This window comes from Alteripontixanthobacter muriae (assembly GCF_013336795.1).
Lineage (GTDB): Bacteria > Pseudomonadota > Alphaproteobacteria > Sphingomonadales > Sphingomonadaceae > Pseudopontixanthobacter > Pseudopontixanthobacter muriae.
This window is the reverse complement of record NZ_JAAFZT010000039.1, coordinates 15,720-31,335: the sequence shown is the minus strand read 5'-3', so window position 1 is coordinate 31,335 and position 15,616 is coordinate 15,720. Positions and strand designations below refer to the sequence as shown.

Below are 15,616 nucleotides of genomic sequence, written 5' to 3'. Positions count from 1 at the left end.
ACCCGAGCCGGCCAGCCGCATAGGACCTAGAAACGAAGGGACATCCAGCCCTGACGCCACCATCTGCGCCTCCACTGTGCCGTCCGGATTGGTGACAAGCGCAGCCGTGGATAAAGGGAACGGTTCCGCCATGTCTTCGCTTGTAGAAGTTAGCTTCGGAGGATCTGAGACCGTGATAGCCTCCAAGACGCGGTTCGTTGCGCCCAAACTCATAAGCGCAGCGAGGACCAATGGGGCAGATCCGAGTAATGCCATGTGGCCGAATTACACTCGAAGCGTGCGCGGCGCAAACGCAACGACTTCCAAATCATCAATCAGAAAAATGTTGGGCATTTGGTCCCTTCGGCGAAGCAGGCTAAAACTACGCTCACCGGCGCGAAAAACTGATTGCAACGTCGCTCGCACCCCCGACTGAAAAGCTCCACGATCACAATGGTTTCCGACCCGAAACGGGCCTCGAGAACAAAACTGCGGCCAAGAATAGTTGGCATGCTACCTTGATGCGCGTCGAACAGGGTTGTTGCCATTCCGCTCAGATGAAGGCACCAAACAAATGAAGTTGCGCATGATTGGTACGGAACCTCGGGGTCAAACCATCTGGCTCGTAGCTCGGCGCGCGTACACCAGAATCTTCAGAAGCTAGGTTTTCATGCAATTGCGGCAGCTCATTTGGGGCTAGGAGCAAAAGGTTTGACACTATGATGAGCATGATAGCAGCCGCGATCCTGCTAATAGCTATTCCATTATTTTTTAAAGTTTTGAAAAGCCGCTCCCATCGCAAATACGGCTATATGCTTGTAGGCCTTCTACCTTTCGTTTCGGGCTGGGCTAACCTCGACGCAGCAATTATCGACTGGGCTGGCTGGCCGGGATATGCTAAAGGTGCAGTCATAACGGTCGTCGACAGCCTCGCTGTGGCGATTCTACTGTCTCACCGTATCCGTTGGAGAGGCCTTCCATTACGCTGGCCGTTACTAGCCTATCTCTTCACCGTATGCATCTCGGTGATGTTCTCTGCAAGCGCGCAGAGCTCTCTATTCTACGTCTTCCAGATCATCCGCATGTTGGCCCTATTCGTAGCAGTCTCTGCCGTCGTTCAGGATAGATCAGGTCTTCATTGGATAGCTATTGGCCTGTCCATCGGAGCCATTGTTCAGGCGCTAGTAGCCATTGATCAGCGATTTTCCGGGACATTTCAGGCAGCGGGAACGTTGGGGCACCAGAATCTGTTAGGTATGATGCTACATTTTGTGACCCTTCCTCTCTTGGCGATGCTACTTGCAGGAGCAAAAAACCGAATCTTGTTCGCCGGCGTAGCAGCGGCACTGTTAGCGGTGGCACTTGGAGCATCAAGGGGTACGACAGCATTTGTCATTATGGGCATCGGCCTGCTGTTCATTCTTTCTCTTTTCCGCCGCCCTACTGCCTTAAAGTGGAAGACCATCGGTGGCGCGTGTTTGGTTTTAATCCTGGTAGCTCCTCTGATGATCAGCGGAATAGAAAAGCGATTAGAAGGGGAGGCTGCTGAGTCTAGTGACTTGGCACGCGAGACATTTGAAGACGCGGCTAATCTTATGTGGGCAGCCAATCCATTCGGAGTTGGTGCAAATCAATATGTCGTGGTTGCGAACAGTCAAGGCTACTCCGAGGCGGCGGGTGTGACTTGGGGCGGAGGCAGCTTGTCCGCTCACGTTCACAATGCTTATTTGCTCGCCGCGGCAGAAACAGGCTGGCTCGGACTATTTGCTCTCATAAGCCTTTTCGCTAGCCCGATTATTCTCGGCCTACGTTTCTCATTCACTCGCCCTAAGGATCCGGTTGGAGATGTAGTACTGGGAGTAACAGTTGCGATGATTGTTCTGGCTGTACATAATTTCTACGAATGGATCTTTTTCCTTTTTCCTTTTCAGTACATCTTTGCAATTGGCCTTGGAATCATCTCCGGCTTGGTACAAGCCCGTCGGAGTGGATCAAAGGTTCGCCGTCTGCCGGGGACTTCTCCCCATTAAGATGAGCCGAAGGTCCTCTGAGGTTTGATAAGCGGTCGCCTTTACGGAAAGTTGGCACCGACGTTTAGCTGATTATGATTCTGTGGAGGCGTTGGATGGAGAGTTTCGATGCAGCCACGCAGCCTGTTTTCGTTGGCGGAGCACCTGGACCGATTGAGCAAGGACGGTGATCCGCTCGAGGTTCTCGCGACCACGGTGGAGTTCGAACGCTTCCGGCCGCTTTTGACCCGCGGCCTTGGCTATAAGGGCGGAGCCAGGGGCGGTCGGCCAGCGTTTGATCCGGTCGCGATGTTCAAGGTGCTGGTGGTCCAGGCGCAGCATAATCTGTCAGATGCGCGCATGGAGTTCATGATCCGCGACCGCTTGAGTTGGATGCGCTTCTTCGGCTTTGATCTGGGCGGCTCGATGCCCGATGAGAACACGATCCGTCACTACCGTAACCGGCTCACAGAGAGCGGCACGCTCGAGGCGCTGATGCAGGCGTTCGAGCAGCAGCTGCGCGAGGCCGGGTATCTGGCCATGGGTGGGCAGATCGTCGATGCAAGCCTGGTTCCTGCGCCCAAGCAGCGCAATACGCAGGAAGAAAAGGCCGCCATCAAGGCAGGCAAGTCGTCCAAGCAGATCTGGCGCGGCAAGCCGAACAAAGCGCATCAGAAGGATGTCGATGCGCGCTGGACGATCAAGATCGGGGGCAAGATCCGCTATCGTCCCGACGGGACGCCGCTGCCGCAGATTGCAACGCCGGTGTTCGGCTACAAATCGCATATCAGCATCGATCGGCGCTTTGGGTTCATCCGAAAGGCAGCGGTGACCTCGGCTGCAGACAGCGACGGGCGCCAGCTGGACACCCGCAACAACAACGAGTTTGTCGGCGTGATTGGCCGCGCCGTTGCAGGGGCGCGAGTGGAGCCCCTTGAGCGGCGTCATGGCCCGTTTTTGTGATGAAACTCTGCGCCTTTCAGCCTCATCCGTTGATTTCAGGCGCAACTATCCCGTGGCTGCGCGCCTCTTGAAGCCGTAACAACCGCGTCTAACTCAAGCGATCGTGGATCATGAACCCCATGCGCGCATCCGAAAGATTATGCTTTGATTGAACGACCAAAACCTGGGACATCGAGGCAGAACTGAATGGCGCCCGACCGTCCTTTGCACCGCCGCTTTAGCCAAGCCCGAACGCCAATGTGCTCGCCACAACCTCAGGCGGATCACCATCCTTGCTCAACCGGTGCGAGTGCTCTGCCAGCGAAAAGGCTGTGTGGATGCATAGAAACCCCCTTCCGACTCCTCCATGGTCGAAAAAACCTAGGCGTCACCTCAAGCGCACCCCTGTCATCAACCTCGGCAATCCGCGAATATTCTGCCGAAAGAGTGGCATAGCCGGTTTCCTACTGCTTATCTCAAGACGAGAATAAACTTGTCGCTCAACATCTTGCTTCCTGGCTAGAGGCCCCGCAAATCATGTCTCGACGACGCCATGACCCTGATTATGGGTCCAAACACCCGACGATTGTACAAAGTATTACAACTCGCACACATGTGAAGCAAAAGGGTACTAGCCGAGGTCAGGGCGTTCCGGAACGAGTTTTCTTCGAGGGTTCAGGGCTCTAAGTAGTGGTCGTTCTACCCCCCTGTGCAATAACTCAGCGGTGATTATACAAACGGGCAATAGGGTGAATGCAGCTATAAGGGAAGCGACCGCTTCGATCTCAAACCAGTTGCCGGCCGCCTTCAGCCCGATAGCGATGATCAGAATGTGAATAAGATAAAGCACGTAGCTGCTGTCTCCGAGTAAGCCTAGCCAGCGCACCATTGTGCTGGCCCCCTTTCTGAGCTCCAGGCACACGACTCCAGCAACAAGAAGTGCGCTGGGGATGCCCCAAACTATCGCCGTAGGAACGCGATCGTAACCATAAAGCAGTCCCGCACCAAAAAGTGCAAAGGATAATGTGAGCGAAGCAGCGCCCAAACGGAGAGGCAGATAACCTTGTACAGCGAGCCAGCCTAGGGCCGCTCCGGCCAGAAATTCCACCAGTAGTGAACTGGTTGCGAGGTGAACAAATGGATCGGAGGGCTGTAAAACCAGACCAGCAGACATCATCAGGATGAAAGCGATAAGAAGCACAAGCAAGCCTCTATTAAGGCCCAAAACCATCGTCATTCCAAACCAGATGTAAAAGTACATTTCGTAGGACAGGGTCCACGCGGGCCCTATAATGGCGGGTGCCCCATAGGGTAGCAAGAGAATAGCACCGAAAATCTGGCTCGCTTCAAGAGCATAAGGCGAACCCATGACCCAGTACATCAGAACATAGGTGGCCGCACATATCCAGTAGATTGGATACACGCGAAAGAATCTTCTCTTGATGAATGCTTTGAAGTGAAATCCGCTCTTAAAACGTGCGGTCACAACCATGATGAATCCGCTGATAACGAAGAATATGTGAACTCCAACTGCGCCAAACCCAAACAGGTAGGTTTCCGAAACGAAGGTAGTATCTGCACCCCGGGTTGCAAATGCCTGTTGGGCGTGAAAAAGAACGACAAGAGAAGCTGCGACAGCACGAAGCATCTGAATCGAATCCAGCCTATCAATCTTGCGCCCCACAGATGCCGGCATTTTACCTCCACAAGAGTCTAACATTTAAAGGGTGGATCTCCAAAACTTTGAGGCGCAGAACCTTTCCTCGAAGCATTATGCCGCGAAACTGTGCTCCTCGCGAATTTAAACATCTTTGAAAACGCATCGCTAATGATTCCCCGCAGTTAACCCAGACGTTAGTGGCTTCAGGTCGACATGTCTTTCTGCTTAGCTGGCTAATTGCACTAGCGGAGCTTCGAACGTGGCACCCACAAAGCATCGGAATTCTCTGCTCGCACCTTTCTGGCAGGCAGACAAGCGCGGACGATGGAAGAGGGGGCAACCACGAGACCGAGCGATCGACAGGGGCCGATTGCAGTTTGTTCTTACTTCCATTAAGCCTGAGGACCGTATGTCGTTTCTGCAAACTTTTGCTCGAATCAGGGTAATAAACCTGCCCGAAAGGCGGGACAGGCGCCGCGCGATGACGCGGGAATTGCAGAAGCTCGGTGTTGCGGACGATCCACGTGTGAAATTTTTCTCCGCGATCAGACCCGATGAAAAAGGCGACTTCACGTCAGTCGGTGCTAGGGGCGTTTACGAAAGTCAACTAGCGCTGCTCAAACAAGCTGCCAATGCAGGCGATTCTATACTTATTCTCGAAGATGATTGCACTTTCCGACAGGATGCCGCTGCTTATTGCTCTAAGCTATCGTGGCACCTTTTCTACGGAGGGTATTACGCCTCTGACCCTTCCGACCTACATTCAAGCGACATCATCGGAGCACACATGATGGGGTTCTCAGCAACCGGAGCTCGAATGGTGGTCCAGTATCTCGAGAAGCTCGAATATCAGGGTATACATCCGCCGATCGACGCTGCTTACGTGTGGTTTCGTCGGGCGCGCCCCGAGATTGAAACCGAGTTCGCTACACCTCCGCTCGCTTATCAGCGGCGGTCAAGGAGCGATATTGCGGACCTCGCGCTATACGATCGAATACCACTTGTAAAAAGCCTGATAAATACCCTTCGAGCTTGGCAGCCCCGTAATCCTTTCTGAAAAGTGCGGACTGGTCCGCGATAGCGCGAGCTCATTCAAACCGAAAGCTGCACATCGGTCCAATAGGAGGCTAAATATGCCCGGTCTACAGCACAGAGCAGCTCATTTTATGTTGAAGAAGCTTGGCTTCTTCAATCGAAGCTACCGCGAAATTGCATACGGACGAGCCTTCGAAATCCCGATAGTGAATGGGCGGAAAACATACATTTCGGAACCTTGGCTGGCCGATTTGTTGCGCGTGCTCTTTCAACTTAAAGAGGGCGCTTTCATCGACGTGGGGGTCAACCTCGGTCAGACGATGCTCAAAGTCGCCGCAATAGATTCAACCCGGGAGTACCTCGGCTTCGAACCGAACCCTGCCTGCGCTGATTACGCGGCTTCCCTTGCTGCGGCCAACAGTCTTGCCTACACTGTCATACCTGCTGGCATTGGTACCGCGACAGAAATTCTGATGCTACAAATGTACCGCAGCGAAGACACTGATCCTTCAGCAAGCCTAGTGCCTAGTTTTCGTGGAGAGCCCCTTTCAAGAAAGCCGGTAATCGTCCTTTCACTCGCTGATGTACCCGCTGATCTCCTTCCAGCTAAGGTCTCTGTAATAAAGATTGATGTTGAAGGTGGGGAACTTCCTGTACTCGAAGCGCTGACGGTAATGATCCGAGATCAAAGACCCTTTGTTGTCGTAGAAATTCTTCCAGCCTACAGTCGGCAAAATCAGGATCGCATTTCACGCCAAGTACAGATCGAAAACCTTTTGCGCTCTGAACGTTACACGATTCTTCGTGTGCGATATGGACCCAATGAAGAATTGGTAGCGGTGGACCAGATTGACGAGATTGGTATTCAGGATGATCTCGCCATGTCCGACTACTTACTCTGTCCGGAGGAGGATACGGCCAGATTGCTTTGGGCGATTGAGAAAGCCAAAATGCATGAAGGATGGCTTGTCCCTCAAGTGGCCTCATGAATCGGCAAATTATAATTCGTTCGAGATTGACGAATGCAGATCTCCATTAGATCGAATTCCGGTCATTCCGGTTCAAAACCGCAGGATTTGAAATAGTTGGCGCACTCATCGGGCTGGAAGATGTCGACGAGCCTGCCGAACAGGTCCCACAAGCCACCCACGGTGCGTTCCCGAGCCTTGCGCAGCATGGCCTTGAGCCGGGAGAACGCTTTCTCGATCGGGTTGAAGTCGGGGCTGTAGGGCGGAAGGAAGCGCAGGGTAGCACCCGCCGCCTCGATTTTCTCCTTTACGGCTGCTCGCTTGTGGCTCGACAGGTTATCCATGATGACGACGTCACCGGATTTGAGGTCGGGCACGAGGACCTGGGTAACATAGGCTACGAACCAGTCGCCTTGAGGTGGTCTTGGTTTGAAACTGATCGGCAGCCTTGATCACGACGTAGGCGGGACTGGTAATCAGGTCGTGGGCCTTGAGTAGCCGGTAAAGCGTGGCTTCCGACACGAAGTAGCGCTTCTCGTCGGTGAAGCGCACCACCAGTTCGCGGGGCTCAGCACGGACTGCTCCAGCGCCAACTCGATAATCTCGTCATGGATTTCGGACGGGATACGTTTCCACACCCGGCTCGGCGCCGATGGCCGCTCGGCAAGTCCGCCCCCCCCCCGGCCCGTCATCGCGGTATTGGTCACACCAGCAGTAGAAGGTCCGCCTTGAGATACCTCATTTTTGGTCTGCCCCATCCGCCAGCATGCATTTTTGAGCAGCCGGTTCTCAAGCGTCAGATCGGCGACGCATTCCTTCAGATCGCGCGATTTACGGCGCAGATCCTTCACCTCGTCATTGGTCGCCGCACGGCAGTATCGCCCGCCAAGCGGCGCTTGCCAGCTTCCATGAACTCCTTTGACCAAGTGTAATACAGGCTCTGGGCAATGCCCTCCCTGCGGCACAGCTCGGCGATGCTGTCTTCGCCGCGCAGGCCATCCAGAACGATCCAGATCTTGTCCTCGGCCGAGAAATGGCGTCGAGTGGCACGGCGGATGTCCTTCGCTACCGCTTCCGCAGGAGCCTTGGCGCGCGATCCTGTATTGGAGGGTTTGGGCCTCATCTTCGTTCCTTCGTCACTACGACGAGACCCAAACCCTCCTTTCATCACAACCTCGCATCTGTGCCATGGGTGCTGACGGGGAACACACGCTGAGATCTGTCGTGGAAGTAGTGATCAGGGTGCAGGCAGACTACACATCAGAGGATGTGTGTGTGTTCGCCTGACCAAATGAGTGCGCGTGCGCAATAAGCATCCTCGGAGGCAATCGACCGCTGCGGGCCGTTCGAGACTGATCCGCATCACTTCCGGTTCGCTCAGACATTGAATTGATTACACATTTTTTCTATGTAGCTTCCGGCAGGTGGCTGCTTGTCGCGCAAACCTTCAAGGCGTGAATGCCACATATGTACCGCACAGGTATCTTCAGTCAGCTTTTGCTCGATAGCTTCTGCCGGACCGTACAACATTCGTGCCTCGCTCCAGCGAATAGGATAAAACACCTCTGGAGGTTGAGCGTACCTTTGGAGCTTATTCTTCTTAACGACATGCGTCACCAGCCCGGCGCTGAAAGTTCCCCAAGGATAGTCCTCTAGATCCAGCCGCCCCCGACGAAAACGCGACCAGTAGAATTGGAGCGAGCGCCGCGGCCCCCACCAGGGAGGGCGCGTATTAGGTTGAGGTATTGCCTGTAAATCACGCACCATCTGAGAACCTTTGGGCGCATAAAGAACGGCATTGTTTATCCAGTTTTCGTATTCCCAACCGAAAATGTACGGATCGTTGAAGGCGAGCGGCTTAAGGAAGATAAAGTCCATGTCGACCCAGCATCCTAGACCGGTTGCGAGAAGTTCGATGCGCCAGAGATTCGCTCCCAATGCGACCGAACCAGTATCGCGATAGCGGAGCAGCCTCTCAAATGGCATTATTTCGGCTGCGTCCCGAACCGACGTTCCTTCTGGTACTCCCTTCAACTGCTTAGGCTCATAGGTCCACAAAGTCAGGTTGTGACCCGCAGCTCCGGCCGATGCAAGGCAAAGGCGCTCAAGATAGCCGAGACTCGGCCCCACCCAGAGAGAATGTAGATCAACAAGCGGGTCGCTCCCGGAGGCACCATTGATGTTCGTGCGCGAGGTTTCTTCCAACTCTTAATCTCCGTCTATCTATCCTGGCTAAGTTTGCCTTAGCACCGTTCCGCTAATTGTCAGTGGTAAGCTAGAAAATGGAACGCGTGAGTTATAGGCAATCTGGTATGCGGCTTTTCCAATGGCCTCCGAAGGCGGCAGAAGGCGACTTGCAGCACTGAGCCGAATGCTTAAACGATCAAGTGACAACATCCGGCATTTTTGTCATGAGGGAAGCCGAAGCTTGGCGCTAATATGCTGCAGGAGATCGGTGGTGCACTCAGATGATTAATGAGCTACCCACGATCGGAATAATTGTAATTGGCCGCAACGAAGGTGAGCGGCTGAAGCGATGTTTGCGCTCGCTTCCAAGCGACCTCGCCGTGGTATATGTCGACAGTGCGTCGACTGACGGCAGTGCTCAGTTTGCCGAGAGCCACGGCGCTGACGTGATTCACCTGGATCTAAATATGCCATTCACGGCCGCACGGGCAAGAAACGCCGGTTTAGAGGAAATGGCAAAAAGAACGCCGAATGTGCAATTTGTCCAATTTATAGACGGTGACTGCGAGCTTGATTCAAGTTGGCTGCCCGAAGCCATCAAGTTTATAGAAAGCAACGCTACTTGTGCGGCGGTATGCGGCAGGAGGCGAGAGCGCTATCCTGATGCAAGCCTCTATAACCGGATCTGCGACCAGGAATGGGATACACCGATCGGCGAAACGGCGGCATGTGGTGGAGATGCTCTCTTCAGAATGTCTTCCCTGCGGCAGTGTGGATTCTATGACCCTTTATTAATCGCAGGAGAGGAGCCCGAGCTTTGCCACCGATTGCGTGAGGGCAGTTGGCGAATTTGGCGCATCGACCATCCTATGAGCATTCACGATGCTGATATGCACCATTTCGCTCAATGGTGGAAACGAGCCATGAGAAGCGGCTTTGGCTATGCGCAAGTCTGGCACAAAACTGGAAAGAGCTTTTCATCAGGGCTCTACTTCAGGGAGCTCGTCCGCGCCTTCGGCTGGACATTCGGTGTGCCGATATTAGGAATGACTTTTTCAATCTGGTTAGGGCCCCTCGCCCTTTCAGTCATTCCGGCTCTCTGGCTTGGGCAGTTCGTGCGGCTCGCCTCGCGCAGTGGCCCCGCTGAATCTTTGCACCTCCTGCTGGGGAAAGCCGCAGAAAGCCTTGGCGCGTTACGCTACGCTTTCAGCCTGTTAACTTTCAGACCACTTAAGGCAATATACTACAAGTGAAGCGGATCGCATATCTCGCAAGCCAATACCCGGCACCTTCACACACCTTTATACGCCGGGAGATTGCCGCGCTTCGCTTGCAGGGCTTCACAATATCGCCTTTTAGCGTTCGGCCTGGTTTAGATCAAAGGATCGAAGCGGAAGAGGTTGAGAACTTACTCGGGCGTCCGCTTGGCCAATATGTTGCTTCCCTCTTGCATGCTCTACGGAGACCACGCCGCTTCTTGCGTACTTGGAGGCTTGCTCTACAACACCGACAGCTTGGTTTGAGGGGCCTTCTCTGGTCTCAATTCCATTTCATTGAAGCGCTGGTCCTCTGCCGTCTCTTGGAAGAGGCCGAAGTCACACACCTTCATAGTCACTTCGCGAACAGCGGGGCGACAGTCGGGCTGCTCGCGTCTAGCTATCTTTCCATCCCTTGGAGCCTAACCCTTCACGGCATATCGGAAACGGACCCCCCTGCAGGAAATCTTCTCGCTGGCAAGTTGTCCCAAGCCACCTTCGTCGCATGCGCGAGCTGGTTCATGCGCGCGCAGGGTATGCGAAGAGTTGAAAGTTCAGAATGGAAGAAGTTCCATATCGTCAGGTGCGGTGTTGATTTGCAGAAGCTTCCGGAAATCGCCGGCATCGGTTCCTCTCAAGCGGTGCGATTCGTTTGCGTCGGGCGCCTTTCAGCCGAAAAAGGCTATCCTGGCCTTCTAGATGCGTTTGACTCCCTCCTCGCTCAGGGGATCATTGCCGAGCTGGACATTGTGGGAGATGGCCCGCTCCGCGAAGAGATCGCGAACCGCCTCGTTCAGTCTGGAAAAACGAATAAGATCCATCTCCACGGCGCTCTGCCAGAAGAAGCGACCCTTCAGAAGATAGCCGAAAACGATATACTTGTGCTTCCGAGTCTGATGGAGGGCCTACCGGTGGTGCTGATGGAAGCCATGGCGCTCGGTAAACCCGTCGTGGCAAGTCACGTGGCCGGCATTCCTGAGTTGGTCGAGGACGGCACAAACGGGCTTCTATTCAGACCGGGTGATTGGCGCCAGCTTGAACAAAAGATGTTTGACTTGGCGGTTGACCCGCAGGCTCGTCATCGTCTCGGCACAAATGCGCGTAAGACGATCGAGCAAGAGTACGAAATCAACAAAGCCGTGCAGCCCTTGGCAGAACTCTTCTGCGGCGTGGAAACCAAGTACGACGAGCCTCCTGCTTGAACGCTTAGAGCAGGATGGACTCGGCCACCAAGCTTTGCCTCCTAAAAATAGACGTCCTTGACGAGCCCTTGCGCTGCTCGAATTCAGCCGGTCACTTTCAAGTTCCACGTTCCTTGGTAATCTTGAACTCAAAAGCCCTGAATTTAATCAGAGTAGTATTGATCATAGCTGGCCGAGCCGTATCCGTAACTATCGAGAATTCCGCCCGCATACCGGTTCAGCACCGTGCCGAGACATGGCACAGGATTGAGCATTTCCATGGAGTCGGTTAGCTGGCGGCGAGTAGTCTTTCCGCTGTCGATTACCATGATATACCCATCGAGCAGCCGCGTGCTGAGCACCGCATCATCATTTGCGAATACCGGCGGCAAATCAAAGATGACGACCGCTCCGGCAGTCTTGTTTCGCATGGTTTGTACAAGGGCATCGTATTTGCCACCCGCGATCGCCTGAGCTGAATCGATGGAGACTGTACGGGTAGGAAACACGGCCATCTTTGTGCCCTCGAGCCTCAACCCAGTGTCTCGGAGCTTCAGGTCTTCACCTAGCAAGTAGTCGCTAATTCCATTCTCAAACTCGATACCAAGTTCCTCCGCAACGCTCCCTCGGCGAAGATCAAGGTCCACCAGATACGTAGGAACTTGAAGAACTCTTGAGAGGGAGGCAGCAAGGTTGACTGACAAGAAGGACTTACCAGCGGCAGGCGTGGCTGATGTCACACCGATCAGCCGTATCTGCTCCTCAGTAAACTGCTTCGCGAGCTGAGTTCGCATTAAGTTGAACGGCCGCGAACGCTTGTCTCGGCTGTTGAAGCCTACAATCCTGTTGTTTTCAACCACGCCCCTGCGGGGTTGAACAACCTGCAGCCCCTCAATCTCGAGATGGTCGCTGTTGATGGGAGCGGGGTCGAATTCCGCCATTTCCACAATCCTTATCTGCTCGTCAGCTCGGCGAGCGACGCCAAAATGCTACTGAACGCCGCCTCGAGCGAGACTTGATGACCGGCACGACGGCCAGCGGTGCAGCCCCCGTGATCCCTTGTAACGTCTTTGGATCACGAATAGGCCTCAAGAACAGTTCGATAGCCAAGGCCAGCAAAAATCCTAATGCCAAGCCGCCGCCTAAACCGGCCGCAGTGATCAGCAACCTATTCGGACGGACGGGAGCATCTGGAACGACCGGCGGGTCTACAACGACGAGCCGTTCGCCCATCTGCTCATCCTCAGCCCGTACCCCTGTCCTTGCTTCAAGAAGCTGGTCCTGTACCGACTGGTATTGACTGTCCAGAACGGATAGCTCCTGTTCTAGTTCGGAAATCTGCTGCTGAACAAGCGGCTGTCTCGCCTGATTGGCCATGCTAGCAGCGATCTGCGATTGAGCCCGCTCCTTTGCGGCACGTAGTGTCGCTATTTGTGAATTGTTGTTAGCAATCTGCTGGTTGACCCCTTCCAGCGGAAGCCGGTCAACGTTCTGCTTCGCCAGCTCCCTTGCTTCTGCTAGCCTCTGCTTGGCAAAGATAACGTCGGGATGGCTTTCGGCGTAAACGGCGCGTGCGGCCGCCAGCGCGGACTCAGCCTGCTGCACAACCGGGGAGCGCTCATCAGATCCGAGAGCGATGTTTTTCTGGGCCATCAAGCTGGCATTATCGCGCTGGAGCGAGGCGATCTGCATGTCATAGCTCGTCGGGTCTGCGCCCACCATCAGACCTCCACCGCCGAGGACGCCTCCGTACTGCGCCTTGACGGAGGAGATTTGCCCTTGAAGCTGTGCAATCTGTTGCTCCAAGACGGCTGCTTGATCAGCCAAAAATTGAACGGTGCCAGTCGCTTGCTCGAGGGTGCCGCTGTAATCGAGCTCCAGGACATCATCCATCAAATCCTGAGCCACTGCTTGAGCAGGTGCAGGCTCCTGATATTCAAACGAAATCTGGAAAGCGATGGCGCTTTCGTCGTCCCCACCCGCTGCAGGTGCAATGGTGATCGCGTCTCGCATGCGCTGGATAAGTTCCGAAAGCGGCTGCGACTGCCTCTGATCTTGATAGAGACCGTGTTGCTCAATCATCGAGAGTAGAGCAGGTCGGCTCGTAACTTGCTCGCGAATACGCGCAATTCTCCGCTGAACCAGTTCGCCCTTTGTCGTCCCGATCACCGATTCTGGCAATTGCGGCGACTCCACCAGCATTACAGCATTGGATTGATATACAGGAGGAATCACAAAGTAGGCTGCGGCGGCAGCAATGGCGCCTAGCAGAGTAGGAACGATAATCCACCAGCGACGGTGCCACAAGATAGATGGAAGCTGCTCTAGGAAGTTTCCCGATGCCGGCTCTTCTCCGTACTCGGCTGCAGAAAAGTCATTCATCGTAGAATTCCAAATCGATAGCGGATGCCGAAGCTAATTTGATAATTTTCCCTGCCTCCAGAAAGTTCTCCCCCGAAGGTCCTAGCGTAACTGGGCTTTACAAAAGCATAAAGTCGCGGCGCGAGCATCCGATTGTACCCCGCTGTCGCCGCAAACACACTGCGGGAGCCGTCGAATTCCGTTTCCGCCGGCGAAGCGCTGGGCCCTCTACGACTGTAACGGGCGGAGACATCGATGCTGTCCCGCAAACTGAGTGCTTGGCCGTAGTTAACTGCCGCAGAAGTGACCGAAGTAACTCCTCCGAAGGCCGTCGCTTGAGCACTGCGGGCCGCGGTCGCGCAAAGATTCCCGCTGAATTGCGCTTGGCACAAGCTGAAGCTGCCGGCGAAACCCACGTTACTCTCGTTTGATCCCTCAGGCCCTTCCACTTCAGTAATCGATACGCCCACGCTGAGGCTGCCAGTCAGCGTTTCGCTAAACTGATGCGAAATACCCACTGTCGGAGTAATGAAGGTGCCGTCCCCCCTCGTCAAACCGCTGCCTTCTTCGTAGTCTGCAAACCCAACAACCACGCCGGCGTCTAGGGCGGTTCTACTGGAGAGAGTGCGCCTGTACGAGCCTGTGAACCTGTCCGAGCGGTAATCGGACCCAGCCACGTCACCAGAATTGTTGAACCTCACCGAAGCGCCCAGCGAGAAAGAATCGACGGAGCTAAGCGTATGAGAGAGCGATACTCCTGCTTGGTAACTGCTCGTCCGGCCTCGAATCCCTGCCTCGATAAGATCAGGATCAAGTTCAACCAACACGGCAGTATCTAGCGCTTCTGGATCCAGTACTCCAAAGGCTCCAGGATCCGTTTCATCGATTCCTGATTCAATAGTAGGAGAGACTTCCTGCGAGAACGTGGGGTTCAGCAGAAAATCGCGGACGGGCGATCGAGTAGATCTGACCGAAGCGTTCAGACCTATGGATGTTCTTTCGCTGACTTCGCGCTGGGCACTGGCAGTCAGTCCCAATGCCCCCAGCGTGCCATTCTCGACGTCATAACTGTCAACAGCAACAAATCCCCGTAGTACTGCAGTAGTAGTATTGTCGTCTTCGTAAAAAATCGAGGGGCTGACCTGTAACCTTATAGAGACTGGCCCTTCGTCATTGCTCTCCTCGAGGAATGGGCTCGAGCCCACATTGGCTTGAGCCGATACATCGACAGCGCCGCGCACCTGTGCATATGCCGGTGGCGAAATCGCTAGCGCCATTACGGTCGCCAAGCCACTCCTGCGCAGCCACTGCGCTTTTGTCAGGTCCCGCTCGCTCATGGGACGATAATCGTGTCGCCTGCTTCGATCTGTACGATGTTGGCGCGCTCAAGATCAGCCGCATCCACCCTACCCCGCATCAAAGGTTTGATATTTGCCTCTAACACCCTTAGGCCATCAGCGCCCTTACGAATGATGGTGATGCGGTCTAGGTTAGCGAACACGGTCCCGCCCCCTGCCAAGCTCAGCGCCTCAATCACGTTGATGTCCCGTGCTGTCTCAAAAGTACCCGGCGACCCCACTCTCCCCAGCACAGTGAACTGCATAGGGGCTGGCGTAAGCACCGAAACGGTGACCTGCGGGACCTCGCCGCGGTATTGCGAGCTTAACGCATCCCTGATGACTGTCTCGAGTTCCTGCGGCAAGCGGCCCGCAGCAGCAACCTGGCCCACTAGCGGGAAAGCTATACTTCCATCCGGGAGAACGCTCATACTACGCTGAAGCCGCTCCTCTCCCCACACATAGACCTCAATCTGATCTCCGGGCTTAATCTCGTAGGTGGAGATGCTAGTAGCCGGTTGAGATTGGACACTCTGCGATTGCAAACTCTGCGCTTCTTGCGCGGCGGCTGGCGAAGCGACAACCACTGCACAGAGCGAAAATGTTCCTATATATCGGCAGAGTTCTTTCATTTAATCCTCCAATTGCGGTCGAGCGCAGAGCAAGCCTATAGAAGAAATCATGCCAATCAGCCAACACGT

At 54.6% G+C, this 15,616-nt stretch carries 12 protein-coding genes and 2 pseudogenes; 6 read left to right on the top strand and 8 right to left on the bottom strand.

All coding sequences use genetic code 11. The features are described 5' to 3' along the window. Positions 1 to 698 precede the first annotated feature (698 nt). Positions 699 to 2,009: an O-antigen ligase family protein gene (locus G7A66_RS12860; RefSeq protein ID WP_174296091.1), complete on the top strand. Its 1,311-nt coding sequence runs from the start codon at positions 699 to 701 to the stop codon at positions 2,007 to 2,009. Positions 2,010 to 2,117: 108 nt separating this feature from the next. Beyond that, entirely contained in the window at positions 2,118 to 2,951 is an 834-nt protein-coding gene (locus G7A66_RS12855; RefSeq protein WP_206675220.1) for a transposase, read from the top strand. A 610-nt stretch (positions 2,952 to 3,561) separates the two neighbouring features. On the opposite strand, the gene G7A66_RS12850 is transcribed toward G7A66_RS12855, so the two are convergent. After that, positions 3,562 to 4,626 carry an acyltransferase family protein gene (locus tag G7A66_RS12850; RefSeq protein WP_206675219.1) on the bottom strand — a complete coding sequence of 355 codons (1,065 nt, stop codon included), beginning with the start codon at positions 4,624 to 4,626 and terminating at the stop codon, positions 3,562 to 3,564. A 445-nt stretch (positions 4,627 to 5,071) separates the two neighbouring features. On the opposite strand from G7A66_RS12850, the gene G7A66_RS12845 reads away from it, so the two are divergent. Continuing rightward, positions 5,072 to 5,647, top strand: coding sequence for a glycosyltransferase family 25 protein (locus G7A66_RS12845; protein ID WP_174296089.1), 576 nt, complete (start codon positions 5,072 to 5,074; stop codon positions 5,645 to 5,647). Positions 5,648 to 5,723: 76 nt separating this feature from the next. Continuing rightward, on the top strand, positions 5,724 to 6,614 hold the full coding sequence (locus G7A66_RS12840; RefSeq protein ID WP_174296088.1) for an FkbM family methyltransferase: 891 nt from the start codon (positions 5,724 to 5,726) through the stop codon (positions 6,612 to 6,614). 62 nt (positions 6,615 to 6,676) lie between these two features. Here G7A66_RS12840 and G7A66_RS12835 read toward each other — a convergent pair. From G7A66_RS12835 to G7A66_RS12825, 3 genes and pseudogenes are all read right to left on the bottom strand, one after another. Then, positions 6,677 to 6,997, bottom strand: a pseudogene (locus G7A66_RS12835) (transposase); the annotation flags it as partial. A gap of 10 nt (positions 6,998 to 7,007) precedes the next feature. Continuing rightward, positions 7,008 to 7,716 (bottom strand): annotated as a pseudogene (locus tag G7A66_RS12830) (transposase); the annotation flags it as partial. 254 nt (positions 7,717 to 7,970) lie between these two features. Then, positions 7,971 to 8,798 (bottom strand): hypothetical protein, encoded by an 828-nt coding sequence (locus G7A66_RS12825; RefSeq protein WP_174296087.1) that lies wholly within the window; start codon positions 8,796 to 8,798, stop codon positions 7,971 to 7,973. A gap of 263 nt (positions 8,799 to 9,061) precedes the next feature. Between G7A66_RS12825 and G7A66_RS12820 the strand changes: the two genes are divergently transcribed. Continuing rightward, entirely contained in the window at positions 9,062 to 10,033 is a 972-nt protein-coding gene (locus G7A66_RS12820; protein ID WP_174296086.1) for a glycosyltransferase, read from the top strand. 485 nt (positions 10,034 to 10,518) lie between these two features. Continuing rightward, positions 10,519 to 11,238 carry a glycosyltransferase family 4 protein gene (locus G7A66_RS12815; RefSeq protein ID WP_206675218.1) on the top strand — a complete coding sequence of 240 codons (720 nt, stop codon included), beginning with the start codon at positions 10,519 to 10,521 and terminating at the stop codon, positions 11,236 to 11,238. A gap of 143 nt (positions 11,239 to 11,381) precedes the next feature. Here the strand turns inward: G7A66_RS12815 and G7A66_RS12810 are convergent, their stop codons facing one another. The 4 genes from G7A66_RS12810 to G7A66_RS12795 all read right to left on the bottom strand — a co-directional run bounded on the left by G7A66_RS12810 (position 11,382) and on the right by G7A66_RS12795 (position 15,547). Next, positions 11,382 to 12,158, bottom strand: a complete 777-nt coding sequence (locus G7A66_RS12810; protein WP_174296084.1) for a CpsD/CapB family tyrosine-protein kinase — start codon at positions 12,156 to 12,158, stop codon at positions 11,382 to 11,384. A gap of 22 nt (positions 12,159 to 12,180) precedes the next feature. Further along, a complete protein-coding gene (locus G7A66_RS12805) occupies positions 12,181 to 13,599 on the bottom strand; it encodes a Wzz/FepE/Etk N-terminal domain-containing protein (protein WP_174296083.1) in 1,419 nt (472 codons plus the stop codon). Next, positions 13,596 to 14,819 carry a hypothetical protein gene (locus tag G7A66_RS12800; protein WP_206675217.1) on the bottom strand — a complete coding sequence of 408 codons (1,224 nt, stop codon included), beginning with the start codon at positions 14,817 to 14,819 and terminating at the stop codon, positions 13,596 to 13,598. The genes G7A66_RS12805 and G7A66_RS12800 overlap by 4 nt, the downstream gene beginning before the upstream one ends. Before the next feature lie 92 nt (positions 14,820 to 14,911). Beyond that, complete coding sequence (locus tag G7A66_RS12795; RefSeq protein WP_206675216.1) at positions 14,912 to 15,547, bottom strand: polysaccharide biosynthesis/export family protein; 636 nt, start codon at positions 15,545 to 15,547, stop codon at positions 14,912 to 14,914. Positions 15,548 to 15,616 lie beyond the last annotated feature (69 nt).